Genomic DNA, 15521 nt, shown 5'->3' on the forward strand with positions numbered 1-15521 from the left:
AGCCAATCACTTACTTGTCAGGATTCCACTTCGGGAATTCCATTTCGCTGTACTTCACCACTTTGGTGCCGCGCGTCAGCTTATAACCGAACCAGATAATCAGGAACAGTGGAATACCGATGTAGGTCGCCGTCACGCCGTACCAGTCGATACGGTCCGCCAGGAAGGCCTGATAGTTCTGCCCCAGCGTGATGATCAAGCACAGCACGAAGGCAAACATTGGCCCCAACGGGAAGAAACCGGACTGATACGGCAGATCGCTCAGGCTATTCCCTTGCATCACATAGCCGCGGCGGAAACGGTAGTGGCTGATGGCGATCCCCAACCAGGCGATAAAGCCGGTCATGCCCGAGGTATTGAGCAGCCACAGATAAACGGACTGATTACCAAACATCGAGCTAAGGAAGCACAGCGCCGCCACGACGGTGGTGGCATACAGCGCATTACGCGGCACACCGCCTTTTGACAGCTTGGCGAAAATGCGTGGTGCCTTGCCTTCCGAAGCCAGCGTGAACAGCATACGGGTTGAGGCATACATCCCGGAGTTACCCGCAGAGAGTACCGCCGTCAGGATCACCGCGTTCATCACCGCCGCCGCAGACAGCAGGCCAGCATGTTCGAATACCAACGTGAACGGACTGACGCTGATGTCTTTCACGTCATTGCGTAACAGGCTTGGATCGGTATAAGGAATGATCAGGCTGATGATCAGGATCGCGAAGATATAGAACAGCAGAATACGCCAGAACACCTGGCGCACCGCGCGTGGAATGTTCTTGCCCGGATCTTCCGACTCGCCCGCCGCGATACCGATCAGCTCGGTGCCCTGGAACGAGAAGCCGACGATCATCGCCACGCCAATCATGGCCGAGAAGCCACCGGCAAACGGCGCATCACCGATCGTCCAGTTATGCCAACCGGCATTTTCACCGCCCTTCAGGATACCGAAAATCATCAGTACGCCAAGGCCGATAAAGATAATTACCGTGCTCACCTTGATCAGCGAGAACCAGTATTCCGCTTCACCGAAGCCTTTGACCGAGATGTAGTTAAGCAAGAACATCAGGCCAAGGAACAGGGCGCTCCAGATCCAGCCCGGCGTGTCTGGGAACCAGTAGTTCATCACCAGCTGTGACGCCACCAGGTCGACCGCAATGGTTACCGCCCAGTTGTACCAGTAGTTCCAGCCCAGCGCAAAGCCGAAGCCCTCTTCAACATACTTGGCACCATAGGTGGAAAACGATCCTGAAACCGGCATAAACGCCGCCAGCTCACCCAGGCTGGTCATCAGGAAATACACCATCAGACCAATCAATGCATAGGAGAGTAACGCGCCGCCTGGACCTGCCTGGGAAACCGTTGCGCCAGAGGCAACAAACAGGCCGGTACCGATGGAACCGCCAATGGCAATCATGGTTAAATGCCGCGCTTTCAGCTCGCGGCGTAATCCGGGTGCTTGCTGCCCCGCTGTTTTTATATCCTGCTGAGCCATTCTTACCCTATCTGCTCGTCAAAAATGAGGGCCGGATTGTAACAAATACCCGCCAGCGAACTAGTAACATTGCCCTGATATAAGATAGCTTCATAATCCGCGGCCAATTATTAGCAGCGGTCCTAATGATGACTTTATGCCACCTTGAGCGGATGTTGCCCAATGCAATAGCTCAAGAAACGCTGTAGCGCATTGGAAAGGTGTTTTTGCCGGTGATGGATCAGATACAGCGTGCGCATCAATGGCGGCAGAGGGATACTCAGTTCCACCAAGGCTCCGCTAGCCAGCTGTTCTTCCACAACGCGACGTGACAGGCAACTGATGCCGATACCATGGCGCACCGCGTGCTTGATCGCTTCCGAGTTGCCCAACTCCATCACCAACTGGAAGTTTGGCAGGTGCGCCAGTAGCAAATGATCCAGCACTTCCCGCGTGCCAGACCCCCGCTCCCGCAGGATCCAAGGGGCGCTGGCCAGCGTTGCGAGAGTCACCGGTTGCCGTAGCAATGGGTTATCCGGCGCGGCAAACACCACCAGCTCATCTTCAAGCCACGGCTGGGTGACCAACTCAGGCATGTGGCACGGCCCTTCGATCAGCCCCAGATCGACACGAAAATCGGCTACTGCAACAATCACCTCCTGGCTATTCCCCACATTCAATTCCAACGGAGTAGCAGGAAAATCTTTGCGATAGTGGGCAATCATCTCTGGCAGCATATAGTTGCCGATGGTGCTGCTGGCGGCGATACGTAACGCGCCGCTGTCATGCAGGAACAGCTGTTCAATTTCCCCAGCCTGTTCCAGCAGAGCCAGTGCTTTGGGATATAGCAAGCGGCCATGTTCGTTGATCACCAGGCGTTTACCCACGCGATCGAACAACAACACCTTCAGTTGTCCTTCCAGATCGGCCAGCGCCGCGCTGACCGCCGATTGTGATAAAGCCAATACCACTGAGGCCTGAGTGGTGGATCCGCTTTTCAGCACCTCGGTAAAAACTTCCAGTTGGCGCAAAGTGATATGCATAACAGCCTCGACATAAAGAGAATGGTTATACCCGCGTCTTTCAAGCTGCCGCGTTGTTACCTGTGCTTGAAATCCATAAGGTAAAGACAAAACCATTTAAATTAAAACACCAAAAAAACAGTCACACGGCGTCGGTAAGCTCACCGCCCTGCCTTATAAGGTTATCACGTTTACAGGATTAGGCTTGGCGACGTAGCCGAACCGTCCAGGCGATAAACCACTTATTCCGATAGGTTATAAATATATAATCAATTTCTCTTTTAGGTCACCTGCTTTTATCATTGCACTCAGGAATTTAGCAGAGGACAGAATAATCATGGCGAGTCACAGCACTCAACCCTATCCCGAACAGCGTTTTCCCCTGTTTGGACTACCCCGGTTGATACCAGGCTTACTGCTGACCGGCGCGCTGACCGCGTTTTCGGTCTGGGCGGGCGATGTACCCTGGATTGCCGGGTTGGGATTAGGCGCTCTAACGCTGGCGATCCTGTTCGGCATCCTGGTTGGCAACACTCTTTATCCCTGGTTGCAGCCTAGCTGCCACACCGGCGTACAGTTGGCCAAACAGCGGCTGCTGCGCCTGGGGATCATTCTTTATGGCTTTCGTTTAACCTTCCAGCAAATTGCCGACGTGGGGGCCAGCGGGATCATTATCGATGCCCTGACCCTGAGCAGCACTTTCTTGCTGGCCTGCTGGTTGGGTAAAAAAGTGTTCGGCCTCGATAGCCAAACCACCATGCTGATCGGTGCCGGTAGCAGCATCTGCGGAGCCGCAGCCGTAATGGCCACCGAGCCGGTGCTGAAGGCGGACTCCAGCAAGGTTGCCGTCGCAGTCTCTACCGTAGTGGTGTTTGGTACGCTGGCGATCTTTGCCTATCCGTGGCTGTATCAACTGAATGAGCACTTCCAATGGCTGCCGTTGACGCAGGAAACCTTCGGCATCTACGCAGGTTCGACAATCCATGAAGTGGCTCAGGTGGTTGCTGCTGGCCATGCCATCGGCCCGGATGCGGAAAACGCGGCGGTGATCGCCAAGATGATCCGCGTCATGATGCTGGCCCCGTTCCTGCTGTTGCTGTCTGGCTATATCAGCCGCCGGGCCGGTAGCGGCAGCGGCAGCAAGAGTGAAAAATCGGCCATCACCATTCCGTGGTTCGCCGTATTGTTCATCGCCGTTGCCGGGCTGAACTCGTTCAACCTGATCCCGGCCACGCTGGTACAGCATCTGATCACCATCGACACCTGGATGCTGGCCATGGCAATGGCCGCCTTAGGGCTGACCACCCACATTAGCGCGGTACGTCAGGCTGGTGTGAAACCCATCTTGCTGGCGACGCTGCTGTTCGTCTGGCTGATCGTTGGCGGCGGTGCAATCAACCTGTTGGTGCAGCACCTGTTGTGATCCCCCCTCTTCAGGCCCGAGCTTTCGGGCCTGCTTGTTTTACCCCCGCCATTCAATCCTTCGCTTATCAATGCCATAATGGCAGCGTTAACACAGGAGAATGAAAATGAAGTTTGTCGGTGCACACGTCAGCGCTTCTGGCGGCGTAGATCAGGCCGTGATCCGCGCACACGAATTAGAGGCGACCGCATTCGCCCTGTTCACTAAAAATCAGCGTCAATGGAAGGCCGCCCCGCTGCCTGCCGACGTGATAGACAAGTTTAAAAGTGCCTGCGCACAGTACGGCTTCGGCCCAGGGCAGATCCTGCCGCACGACAGCTATCTGATTAACCTCGGCCATCCGGTAACGGACGCGCTGGAGAAGTCCCGCGAGGCGTTTCTTGATGAGATGCAACGCTGTGAGCAACTGGGGCTGACGCTGCTGAACTTCCACCCGGGCAGCCACCTGATGCAGATCGATGAGGATAAATGCCTGGCAAGGATCGCCGAGTCAATCAACATCGTGCTGGATAAAACCCAGGGCGTCACCGCCGTGATCGAGAATACCGCCGGGCAAGGCAGCAATCTGGGGTTCAAGTTTGAACATCTGGCGGCGATCATCGACGGTGTAGAAGACAAGAGCCGCGTCGGCGTCTGTATTGATACCTGCCACGCTTTCGCCGCCGGTTACGATCTGCGTAGCGAAGAGGACTGCCAGAAGACGTTTAAAGAGCTGGGTGACGTGGTGGGCTTTAACTACCTGCGCGGTATGCATCTTAACGATGCCAAGAGCGAGTTTGGCAGCCGAGTTGACCGCCACCACAGCCTGGGTGAAGGCAATATCGGTAAGACCGTGTTCAGCTATATCATGCGCGACCCGCGCTTTGATAATATCCCGCTGATCCTGGAGACGGTGAACCCGGATATCTGGGCAGAGGAGATTGCCTGGCTGAAAGCGCAGCAGTAATTTTTCTGCAGACATAAAAAAACCGGCATTTTTCAGATGCCGGTTTTTTATTTTGTGGTTGTCGTTACGCGACCGTGGCTACCGGCGCTTCAGAGCGTTTGAGGACCGCATAGGCCACGCCCGCCAGCAGGGTACCCGCCACAATCGCCAGCAGATACAGCAGCACCGGCGAGATAGCACCTGGGATCAACAGCACGAACAGACCACCGTGTGGTGCCATCAGTTTTGCACCGAAGGCCATCGACAGCGCACCGGTCAAAGCACCACCAGCGATACAGCACGGCAGAACGCGCATCGGGTCACGGGCAGCAAACGGGATTGCCCCTTCAGTGATAAAGCACAGGCCCAACACCAACGCGGCTTTGCCCCCTTCCTGCTCGGACTTCTCGAACTTGCGACGAGCCAGAATGGTTGCCAGCCCCATCGCCAGCGGTGGCACCATACCTGCCGCCATAATCGCCGCCATAGGTGCGTAGACCGAAGAGCTCAACAGCGCCACACCAAAGGCATAGGCCGCCTTGTTGACCGGGCCGCCCATATCGGTACACATCATCGCACCGAGGATTGCGCCCAGCAGTACCGCGTTGGCGGTGCCGAGCGATTGCAGCCAGTTGGTCAGGCCAACCATGATCTTGGCGACGGGCGTGCCCACCACGTAAATCATGATCAAGCCGGTGATCAGGCTGGCAACCAGCGGAATAATCAGGATCGGCTTGAGCGCTTCCATACTCGGTGGCAAACGCAGTTTACCGCTGATGGCCTTGGCCACGTAACCCGCCAGGAAACCGGCAATAATACCGCCAAGGAAACCCGCACCGGTGCTGACCGCCAACATACCGCCAATCAGGCCCGGAGTCAGGCCTGGACGATCCGCAATGGAGAACGCAATGTAGCCCGCCAGAACCGGCACCATCAGCGCAAAGGCCGAACCACCACCGATCTGCATCAGCGCCGCAGCCAGCGTACCTTTGACTTCAAACGCCTTGATACCAAACACGAATGACAGCGCAATACACAGACCACCCGCCACCACCATCGGCAGCATGTAAGACACGCCGGTCAGCAGGTGGCGATAAGGCCCTGCGCTCTCTTTCTTCTTGCCTGAGCTCGCGGTGCTGCCACTTTTTTGCGGTTGGAAGATCTCGGCTTCTACCTGTGCCTTATCCAGTTCCTGCGCAGTTTTCTTCAACGCCAAACCGGTCGAGGTGCGATACATCGGCTTGCCGGCAAACTTGTCCAGATCCACTTCGATATCGGCCGCGACAATCACCAGGTCGGCCGCAGCCACTTCTTCTGGGGTGATTGCATTCCCGGCACCGACGGAGCCACGGGTTTCCACTTTCACCCACCAGCCACGTTTCTTGGCTTCGCTCTCGATGGCTTCGGCCGCCATAAAGGTATGCGCAACGCCGGTCGGGCAAGCGGTAACGGCAACAATACGTTTCGGACCGGCAGATTTTGCCGGTGCTACCGCCTGGGCCGGAGCCTGATACGGTTTGGCTTGCGCCTGTGCTGTGGCCAGGAAGGCTTCAGGTTCACGCACCGCGTGTTCCACATCACCGATATAAACCTGTTTGCCGTTCAGCTCAGCGTCAGCAGGTGCAGCAACACCCGCTACCACCACCAGTTCAGCCTCGTTGGCCGTGTTAACCAGCGTCAGGCCGGTTTTGGCCGCAGCGGCCTCAAGCATGCGTTTCGCCAGGTGGCTACGAGCCTGCCCGAGCGAACTGTCTATCATCAGCAGCGTTTTCATTCTGACTCCTGCGATTAATTAAAGGGTTTCAGATCGACGCGCGCCATCATCGCGGCCAACTGCGGGCGATCGGTGATGCCAACGTTGCTCTGGCTCACTGCCAGGGCAGCCACGGCAGTGGCCAAGCGCAAGGTATGTTCGCTGGATTCACGCATCAGCAGGCCATAGATCAGGCCGCCGACCATGGAATCACCGGCACCCACGGTGCTGACCACCTCACAGGCTGGCGGTTTGGCGATCCAGGCACCAGAGGCGTTAACCCACAGCGCACCTTCGGCACCCAGTGAGATCACCACGTGGGCTATGCCCTGTTCACGCAGGGCGTGAGCGGCTTCCACCACATCGTCCAACTTCGGCAAGGGTTTGCCTGCCCAGATTTCCAGCTCACGGCGGTTAGGTTTTACCAACCACGGCGAGGCTTTCAGCCCGGCCACCAGCGCTTCACGGCTACTGTCAAAAATGATGCACGGACACTGCGCACGTAGGCGGGTCATCCACTCGGTGAAGGCTTCCGGAGCAACCCCGGCAGGCAAGCTACCGCTGACCGCTACCATATCGAACTGGCCCAGCCAGCTCAGAGAATCCACCACAAAGCGTTCCCAATCCTGCGGCGTCACTTCAAAACCGGAGAAGTTGAAATCGGTCACTTCACCGTCTTTTTCCGTCAGCTTAACGTTGATACGTGTACGCCCAGGGACCACCTGGAAACGGTTGGCAATCCCCAAATCGCTGAACAGCAGTTGGAAACCATCCTGGTTGTCTTTACCAAGGAAACCGCCAACGGTGACGTCGATACCTAAATCTTTCAGTACCTTGGCAACGTTGATCCCTTTACCTGCCGCATGGAGACCGGCAGTTTTTACCAGGTTAACCTCGCCCCGTTCGATCTCCGGGCAAAAGCCCACCAGATCGTAAGCCGGATTCAGGGTTATGGTTGCTACTCTTCTGCTCATGCTGCACCCTCGCCAAGACCTTCACTGATGGCTTCGCCGATGGCTTTCAGCGCTGCTTCAGCATCGTCACCACTGGCGGTAAAGCGCAGGTGATGACCTTTTTTCACTCCCAGTGCCACGACCTTCATCAGGCTGCGGCCGTTAGCCGGTTTACCACTACCGTCGAGATTGGTAACGGTAATTTCACTGGAGAACTGTTTGATTACGTTGACCAGCGCAGTGCCTGGGCGAGCATGCAGGCCATGCTCATTGCGCACTACGTATTCCGCACTCAGAACCGCGCTCTCTTCGGCAACTTCGCTGGTCAGTAGCGCCAGCACGCCCACCGCATCGGCGTTCAGCAAGCGTTCAGCTTTTTGGCTCACTAACAGATCGCTTAAGTAGTTCAGCACCGTCAGCGGTTGTTGATCGGCGACGGCGACGGTCAGCAACAGCGCGACCTTTTCGCCTTCTTCATCAAACGCCTGTGCCGGGCGGCTGACGGTGGCTGCGCTGGTCAGGTTGCCTTCGGTGCTGTCACTCAACCAGATACCCTGCCCCAGATTCAGCGGTTTGCGGGTGATCACATCGCTGACAAACTGGGCGTTAACCGCTCCGATTTTTTGCAGACGGCCCGCGTTCAAAGCTTGCAGCGTCATCAGCGAATCGGCGGCCACATCAAGAGCAATCAGTGAGGCATCAAACTTGAATTCAGCCGCCAGCTTCTCGCCCATCAGCAAACTGCGCAGTTCTTCGGCTGAAGTCGTTTTTGCCAGCTGTTCGGCGACGCTGTCATCACTGAGCACGTGCGTGAGCTGACGCAGTAATGCCAGGTGTTCATCAGAACGCGCAGCAATGCCGATCACCACATAGGCCGTCTGGCCTTCGCCCCACTCGATACCTTGTGGAAACTGGAATACCTGAACACCGGTGTTCAGCACCAGATCGCGGGTATCTGTAGTGCCATGTGGAATGGCGATGCCGTTGCCCAGATAAGTAGAGGTTTGCAGCTCGCGCTGCAGCATGCCGTCAACATAGGCGGCGCTGACGCATCCGGCAGAGGTAAGCGCTGCCGCTACCTGCCGGATGGCTTCCTGTTTGCCGCTAGCGGCAGCTCCCAGGTGAATATCTTGCTGTGACAACTGGAACATGGTTCTCCTCTCCTGCTGAATTGAATCGTTTCAGCCAAGTTAAGAAAAAGGAGCGTTACCCATCGCCTAACCAGGCCATCGATGACGCTGAAACGTTTCAATGAGTGTGTGAGCAGCAATCACCGAAAGCAAGTTTTCTCGATCTCGGCGTGATAGTTTTTTGACCTTACGCACACTTTTCTGGCTAAAGCCCCCATGTACAGGGGAAAATGGCATACTGTGCTGAAACAGTGCTGAAGGAAGATAACAACATGGTTGCCACCGGTATCGGGGTCATAATCGTTAACGCTCAAGGGCAAATCCTGCTGGGGAAACGCTGCAGCACCCATGCCCCTTTTTGGTCGATCCCCGGGGGTCATCTTGACGCGGGGGAAACCTTTGAGCAGTGTGCCCAACGCGAAATCGCCGAAGAGACCGGGTTGCAGATAGCTCCGCCAACCTTTATTGGTGTCAGCAATAATCTGCAAACCTGGCGGGCAGAGGGAAAACATACGGTGTCGATCTGTATGCTGGTTCAGCATCCAGGAGGGGAAGCCGAGCTGAAAGAGCCGGAAAAATGTGCCGAATGGCGCTGGTGTTCCCCGCACGACCTGCCGGAGCCTCATTTTGAAGCGAGCAGAACGGCGATCCACCTATGGTTGAGCCAACAGGTATATCTGCCTATATTATGACGTTATCCCCTGTAATTTCTCCTCTGTTCATCTCAAGCATAGCGTTATGTAAAATAGAATATAACGCTAATTTATTGCTCAATCACTCTACTTTTCACTGTAAATACCCCTAAGGTATTAGGTTTCTTTTGCGAAAATACCTATACTTATCCAGGTGTTTTTGACCTGGTGTCGAAACCTTTTTGGCAAGTTTTTCCTTGGTATTTCATAACTATAAGTGGGTTCAATATGAGCAAAAAACAAGCTGGCTTTGAAAAGCGACGCCGGTGGGGATGGCTTTGGATTTTGGTGATCGGGATTATTCTCGGCGCCGCACTGCTGGCAGGGACCGCAACGGTCTTCCATAAAACCAGCGATACCGCCTTCTGTGTCTCCTGCCACACCATGCAACAACCTCTGGCCGAATATCAAGGCAGTGTCCACTTCCAGAACGCCAAGGGGATCCGCGCTGAATGCGCCGATTGCCACGTCCCTCATGAGCCGCTCGATTACCTGTGGACCAAGATCCGCGCGGTGAAAGACATATACGGCGAAATGACCGGCAAAATCGACACCCCGGAAAAATACGAAGCCCATAAGCTGGCCATGGCGCAATCGGTGTGGAAAACGCTGAAAGAAAACGATTCGGCCACCTGCCGTTCTTGCCATAGTTTTGATGCCATGGATATCACCGCCCAGCGTCCTGAAGCCCGTATTCAACACCCGGTGGCCATCAAGCAAGGCGAAACCTGTATCGACTGCCACAAGGGCGTTGCGCATATCCTGCCGGATATGAGCGGTGCCGCACAGGCTGGCGCTGCCGAACTGGCGAAAGCCGCGGCGGAAACCTCTCCAACAGCGACCACGCTGTTCACCATCGCCACCGAACCGTTCTTCCTGAAAGCCGACGATACGCATAATGCCGGTAACCTGATGCCTTCAACCGAAGTTCACGTCGTGAAACAGGAAGGTGACAAGGTGCTGGTTGACGTCAGCGGCTGGCAACAGGATGGCGTCAGCGAAGTATTCTACGCTGCGCAAGGTAAACGTATCCTAAGCGTCCTGCTGGGCGAAGATGCGCGCAAACTGCTGAAAACCGGCAGCACCATGACCGACGCCGAAACTGGCCTGGTCTGGCATCAGGTTTCATTGCAGGTGTGGTTACCACGTAAGCAACTGATCGACGATCAGCAGAAAATCTGGCGTTACACTGCCGATATGATGTCCGCCAACTGTACCGGCTGCCACGGCCTGACCGCCCTTGATCGCTTCAACGCCAACCAGTGGATCGGCGTGATTAAAGGTATGGCTCCTCGCACCTCGCTGTCACAAGAACAACTGCGCGTTCTGACGCAGTACGTTCAGAAACATGCCAGCGATATGCAACCTGCCACACCGGCCAAAAGTTAAGGGAGAAGCGAAATGAGCAAGTACCAACAACAACCATTGGCCATGAGCCGCCGTCGTTTCCTGACCGGTGCCAGCGCCTTGGCCGCCGTGCCTCTATTTGCGGGCCTATGGCCTAAATCAGCGTTGGCGGAAGCCATCAGCCAGGCCTTGCCACAGTTTGTGGCCTTACGTCAGGCGCAGAAAGGCATCCTGACCGGGGCGCACTGGGGCGCATTTGAAGCTATCGTGCAAGACGGAAAAATGGTTGGCGTGTTGCCGGTCAAAGACGATCCTTACCCGAACGATCTGATCACCATGGCTCCCCACCAGGTCCATGCGGAAAACCGTATCAAGTACCCAATGGTACGTAAAAGCTGGCTGGAAGGCGGCCCTGGCAGCCGCACCGAGCTGCGCGGCAACGATGAATGGGTGCGCGTCAGTTGGGAAAAAGCGATCGATCTGGTCGGTAACGAAATCGTCCGTTTGCAAAAAGATCACGGCCCGCAGTCGATCTATGCCGGTTCTTACGGCTGGAAAAGCGTGGGCATGCTGCACAACAGCCGTACCCTGCTGCAACGCCTGATGAACCTGAGCGGCGGCTTCCTTGGCTACGCCGGTGACTATTCTACCGGTGCTGCACAGGTGATCATGTCGCACGTGATGGGGTCAATGGAGGTTTACGAACAGCAAACCGCCTGGCCAAACGTCATCGACAACAGCCAACTGGTGATCCTGTGGGGCTGTAACCCGATGGTTACGCTGAAAAACAGCTGGAACGTACCCGACCACGTCGGCCAGACCGGCTTTGAGGCACTGAAGAAGAAAGGCACCCGCATCATCAGCATCGATCCGGTGCACAGCGACAGTGCCAAATATGTCGGCGCACAGTGGATCGCTCCGCGTCCGTACACCGACAGCGCGATGCTGATCGGTATCGCCCACACCCTGTTGACCGAAAAGCTGCATAACCCGGACTTCCTGAAAACCTACACCGTAGGCTTCGACAAGTTCCAGGCCTATCTGCTGGGTGAAACCGACGGTACGCCGAAAACGGCCGAGTGGGCTGCCGATATCAGCGGCGTCGATGCCGAAGTGCTGCGCCAGTTGGCGCGCGATATGGCGAAACAGCGCACCATGATCATGGGCGGCTGGGGGATCCAGCGTCAGCATCACGGTGAGCAGCAGCACTGGTTGCTGGTGACCGTGGCGGCCATGCTTGGCCAGATCGGCCTGCCAGGCGGCGGCTTTGGCTTCAGCTATCACTACTCTTCCGGCGGTAGCCCAACGGCCAAAGGCGGCATCCTCTCCGGTATCTCTGCGGGGAATGCACCGAAAAATTCACCAACGCCAATCCCGGTGGCTCGTATCGCCGAATGCCTGACCAACCCAGGCAAGACCATTCACTTCAATGGGACCGATGTCACTTACCCAGACGTGAAGATGGTGTACGTGGCCGGTGGTAATACCTTCCACCAGCATCAGGACACCAACAATCTGGTCAAAGCCTGGCAGCGCCCGGAAACCATCGTGGTTAACGAACCGTACTGGACGGCGACCGCCAAGCATGCGGATATCGTGCTGCCCGCGACCACCAGCTATGAGCGTAACGATCTGGAGATGGGCGGTGACTACTCGCAGCTGTACGTCTTCCCGATGCATCAGTGCGTACCGCCGCAGCATGAGTCACGCAACGACTTCGACATCTTCGCCGCTCTGGCCGCCAAGCTCGGCGTGCTGGATGCCTTTACCGAAGGCAAGGATGAAACCCAGTGGCTGAAAGGCATGTACGACGACATGAAGTTGCAGGCCCGCGCCGCCCGCGTTGCCCTGCCGCCGTTTGACATGTTCTGGGCGTCGAACAACTACATTCGTTTCCCGATCCCGCAGGAAAACAAACAGTGGGTACGTTTCGCCGATTACCGTGAAAACCCGCTGCTAAATCCGTTGGGAACGCCTTCCGGCAAGATTGAGATCTACTCCGATGCCATCTCGAAGATGGAGTATCTGGATTGCAAAGGTATTCCTACCTGGATGCCACCGCATGAATGGTATCGTGGCCCAGAGGCAGCCAAATACCCGCTGTCACTGAATACCGCGCACCCGACCAACCGCCTGCACTCACAGCTCGACAACACGCCGCTGCGTAAGAAGTATGCGGTGGCCGACCGTGAAGCGATCTTGATCCATCCAGAGGATGCCAAATCGCGCAATATCACCAACGGCGACCTGGTGCGGGCGTTTAACGACCGTGGGCAGATCCTGGTTGGTGCCATTGTCAGTGAGGACGTGCGTCCAGGTGCGGTGCGGATCAGCGAAGGGGCCTGGTACGATCCGGCCGATCCGTCGACGCCGGGGTCGATCTGTAAGAACGGCAACGTTAACTGCCTGACTTTCGATATTGGCTCATCCAACCTGGCCCAGGGCAACTGTGGCCAGATGGCACAGCTGGAAATTGAGAAATATCAGGGTGAAGTGCTGAAGAATACCGCGCATGACGTTCCTGCTGGCGCATAACCGCTAGCCACCAGAGCAGGGTGATGGTGACATCACCCTGCTCTTTTTCTGCCGACAGATACCATCTAGTTACCCATTCCTTGATTGAAACAGGTTTTTGTTTTTTTTAAACGAGCGTATTATGCGCGCGTCTCCCTTCTCTTTGGCTATTCATTCAGCTTATGCGTACTTCAACTGCGGCGACACGACGCTTGCCCGATTTAACGTCGTTGGCATTTCTGGTCGTGGCTTTTCTCACCGGGATTGCCGGTGCCTTACAGACGCCCACGCTGAGTCTGTTCCTCTCCACCGAAGTGAACGTACGGCCAACGATGGTCGGGCTGTTCTTTACCGGCAGCGCGGTGATCGGCATTTTGGTCAGCCAGTTTCTGGCCAGCCGCTCAGATAAGAGGGGCGATCGCAAATCACTGATCTTTCTTTGCTGCATGTTGGGTGCCTTGGCTTGTGCGCTGTTCGCCTGGAACCGTAACTATTACCTGCTGCTGTTCGTCGGCGTGTTGCTGAGCAGCTTCGGCTCGACCGCCAACCCACAGATGTTTGCCTTGGCACGAGAACATGCCGAGCACACCGGCCGGGGAACGGTGATGTTCAGTTCTATCCTGCGTGCTCAGGTTTCGCTGGCCTGGGTGATTGGGCCACCGATCGCCTTTGCGCTGGCCTTGGGGTTTGGTTTTAAGGTGATGTATCTGGCCGCCGCCACCGCCTTTATTCTCTGCGGAGCGCTGGTATGGAAGATGTTGCCCTCCATGCCAAAAGTGCAGAGTACCGGCGGGGCGACGCTGGAAGCCCCCCGCCAGAACCGCCGGGATACGTTATTGCTGTTTATGGCCTGCACGTTAATGTGGACGGCCAACAGCATGTACTTGATCAATATGCCGCTGTACATGGTGCGGGAACTGCAGTTACCGGAAAAACTGACGGGAATACTGATGGGTACCGCTGCCGGGCTGGAAATCCCGACCATGTTGCTCGCAGGCATGGTGGCCCAACGCTTTGGCAAGCGCTTCCTGATGCGTTGTGCGGTGATTGCCGGGGTGCTGTTCTATGCCGGGCTACTGTTTATAACCGGTACTTGGCAACTGATCGCCCTGCAACTGCTGAATGCGCTGTTTATCGGGGTGCTGGCGGGGATTGGTATGCTCTATTTCCAGGATTTGATGCCCGGCCAGGCCGGGGCGGCCACCACGCTGTTTACCAATACCACCCGCGTTGGCTGGATTATTGCCGGTTCGATCGCCGGGGTCGTGGCTGAAATGTGGAGTTATCACGCGGTATTTTACTTTGCGTTGGCGATGGTCCTGGGTGCGGTGCTATGCCTGTGGCGGCTGAAGGACGTTCAAGGCGCGGTATCCACCTCCAACTTGGCAAGATAGATCAGCGCCTCATCACGGCGATCGTGGCACATTTCACGGCTGGCCTGCAGGCTGCCGCAGACTTTGGGCCGCAGCGGCGAATGAAATATTCCACAACGCAGTTGCTGGTCCAGATGGATGCAACGGGTATTGGCCGGTTTGCCGTTGGGCATACCAGGGATCGGGCTGGAAATCGAAGGTGCGATACAGCAGGCACCACAGTCGGCACGGCAGTCCATCTGCGATCCTATAGGGGCTGATTATGTGGCTGAGACAATAGCAGAACGCCGCATTAAGTTATACTCATTCACAATGCTTACCAATAGTGCTAGAGTTTATTTTTCAATGGAGTGGAAAGCTTAGAACTATCAATGGAGTGAGATCATGTCAGATAAAAATTTCAACCCGAGTTGGGAAGGCTACATGGGGGATTTCCTGAAGGGTAATGTCGGGATCAACCAGCTAAAACCCCAACATGAGTTTCTTGACTCTATCGGCTTAGAGAAAGCATTAAGCGATTGAAGGTAAAACCAAGAACACCAGAAGCAAACTTTCAATATATCCTCAATGGGTTAAGAAGATGAGTGTAAATAATCGATTTTGGAAAATATTAGGAGCAACGGCATTACTGATTATATTTATATGCTTATCGATATTGATTTACAGCCACATTATCTCATTGATATTAATGAAGGATAAAATAACATTTTCAGCCTCTATATTTGTCTGCTTTTTTGCAACGCCTTTGATACTCTATACTTTTTCTTGCTCTGTTTTTTTCTTTATTTTTGACAGGCAACCAAAATATAACATGGTAATCAGTAAGTATTTAATCATGATAGCTGTCTCTTATACACATCTAAAAAGGGGGGGGGGGGGGGGGGGGGGGGGGGGGGGGGGGGGGGGGGGGGGGGGGGG

The 15521-nt window shown here is 55.6% G+C and carries 14 protein-coding genes; 8 read left to right on the forward strand and 6 right to left on the reverse strand.

Annotation, left to right across the window (positions count from 1 at the left end; genetic code table 11):
* Positions 1-10: 10 nt before the first annotated feature.
* Both JHD74_RS21180 and yieE read right to left on the reverse strand, forming a co-directional pair.
* The gene (locus JHD74_RS21180; protein ID WP_024528064.1) at positions 11-1492 is read right to left on the reverse strand and encodes an amino acid permease; all 1482 of its coding nucleotides are present in this window, start codon (positions 1490-1492) and stop codon (positions 11-13) included.
* A gap of 134 nt (positions 1493-1626) precedes the next feature.
* On the reverse strand, positions 1627-2514 hold the full coding sequence (gene yieE, locus JHD74_RS21185; RefSeq protein ID WP_199063461.1) for a DNA-binding transcriptional regulator YeiE: 888 nt from the start codon (positions 2512-2514) through the stop codon (positions 1627-1629).
* 316 nt (positions 2515-2830) lie between these two features.
* Here yieE and JHD74_RS21190 point away from each other — a divergent pair, with 316 nt between their 5' ends.
* Positions 2831-3916 carry a YeiH family protein gene (locus JHD74_RS21190; protein ID WP_199063462.1) on the forward strand — a complete coding sequence of 362 codons (1086 nt, stop codon included), beginning with the start codon at positions 2831-2833 and terminating at the stop codon, positions 3914-3916.
* Positions 3917-4022: 106 nt separating this feature from the next.
* Complete coding sequence (nfo, locus tag JHD74_RS21195) at positions 4023-4862, forward strand: deoxyribonuclease IV (RefSeq protein ID WP_074028242.1); 840 nt, start codon at positions 4023-4025, stop codon at positions 4860-4862.
* A gap of 64 nt (positions 4863-4926) precedes the next feature.
* On the opposite strand, the gene fruA is transcribed toward nfo, so the two are convergent.
* Genes fruA through fruB form a run of 3 tightly spaced genes read right to left on the reverse strand, consistent with a single transcriptional unit; the run spans position 4927 to position 8698 of the window.
* The gene (fruA, locus tag JHD74_RS21200) at positions 4927-6615 is read right to left on the reverse strand and encodes a PTS fructose transporter subunit IIBC (RefSeq protein WP_065683220.1); all 1689 of its coding nucleotides are present in this window, start codon (positions 6613-6615) and stop codon (positions 4927-4929) included.
* 14 nt (positions 6616-6629) lie between these two features.
* A complete protein-coding gene (gene fruK / locus JHD74_RS21205; RefSeq protein WP_024528059.1) occupies positions 6630-7568 on the reverse strand; it encodes a 1-phosphofructokinase in 939 nt (312 codons plus the stop codon).
* Positions 7565-8698 carry a fused PTS fructose transporter subunit IIA/HPr protein gene (fruB, locus tag JHD74_RS21210; protein ID WP_024484971.1) on the reverse strand — a complete coding sequence of 378 codons (1134 nt, stop codon included), beginning with the start codon at positions 8696-8698 and terminating at the stop codon, positions 7565-7567. The genes fruK and fruB overlap by 4 nt, the downstream gene beginning before the upstream one ends.
* Positions 8699-8907: 209 nt before the next feature.
* On the opposite strand from fruB, the gene JHD74_RS21215 reads away from it, so the two are divergent.
* The 4 genes from JHD74_RS21215 (at position 8908) to JHD74_RS21230 (ending at position 14624) form a co-directional block, all read left to right on the forward strand.
* Entirely contained in the window at positions 8908-9369 is a 462-nt protein-coding gene (locus JHD74_RS21215; RefSeq protein WP_024528058.1) for an NUDIX domain-containing protein, read from the forward strand.
* A 228-nt stretch (positions 9370-9597) separates the two neighbouring features.
* Positions 9598-10758, forward strand: a complete 1161-nt coding sequence (locus JHD74_RS21220; RefSeq protein WP_024528057.1) for a NapC/NirT family cytochrome c — start codon at positions 9598-9600, stop codon at positions 10756-10758.
* 12 nt (positions 10759-10770) lie between these two features.
* Positions 10771-13251: a trimethylamine-N-oxide reductase TorA gene (gene torA, locus JHD74_RS21225; RefSeq protein WP_074028240.1), complete on the forward strand. Its 2481-nt coding sequence runs from the start codon at positions 10771-10773 to the stop codon at positions 13249-13251.
* 161 nt (positions 13252-13412) lie between these two features.
* Entirely contained in the window at positions 13413-14624 is a 1212-nt protein-coding gene (locus tag JHD74_RS21230) for a sugar efflux transporter (RefSeq protein WP_199063463.1), read from the forward strand.
* On the opposite strand, the gene JHD74_RS21235 is transcribed toward JHD74_RS21230, so the two are convergent.
* On the reverse strand, positions 14588-14842 hold the full coding sequence (locus JHD74_RS21235) for a YkgJ family cysteine cluster protein (protein ID WP_024528054.1): 255 nt from the start codon (positions 14840-14842) through the stop codon (positions 14588-14590). The genes JHD74_RS21230 and JHD74_RS21235 overlap by 37 nt on opposite strands.
* Positions 14843-14987: 145 nt before the next feature.
* Here JHD74_RS21235 and JHD74_RS21240 point away from each other — a divergent pair, with 145 nt between their 5' ends.
* Together JHD74_RS21240 and JHD74_RS27105 are read left to right on the forward strand one after the other, a co-directional pair.
* Entirely contained in the window at positions 14988-15125 is a 138-nt protein-coding gene (locus JHD74_RS21240) for a hypothetical protein (protein ID WP_196061529.1), read from the forward strand.
* A 166-nt stretch (positions 15126-15291) separates the two neighbouring features.
* Positions 15292-15521, forward strand: a 230-nt coding sequence (locus JHD74_RS27105; protein ID WP_199063464.1) for a DUF1240 domain-containing protein, incomplete at its 3' end; no start/stop codon positions are given.

Source organism: Serratia sp. ASV30 (genome assembly GCF_016428815.1).
Lineage (GTDB): Bacteria > Pseudomonadota > Gammaproteobacteria > Enterobacterales > Enterobacteriaceae > Chania > Chania fonticola_C.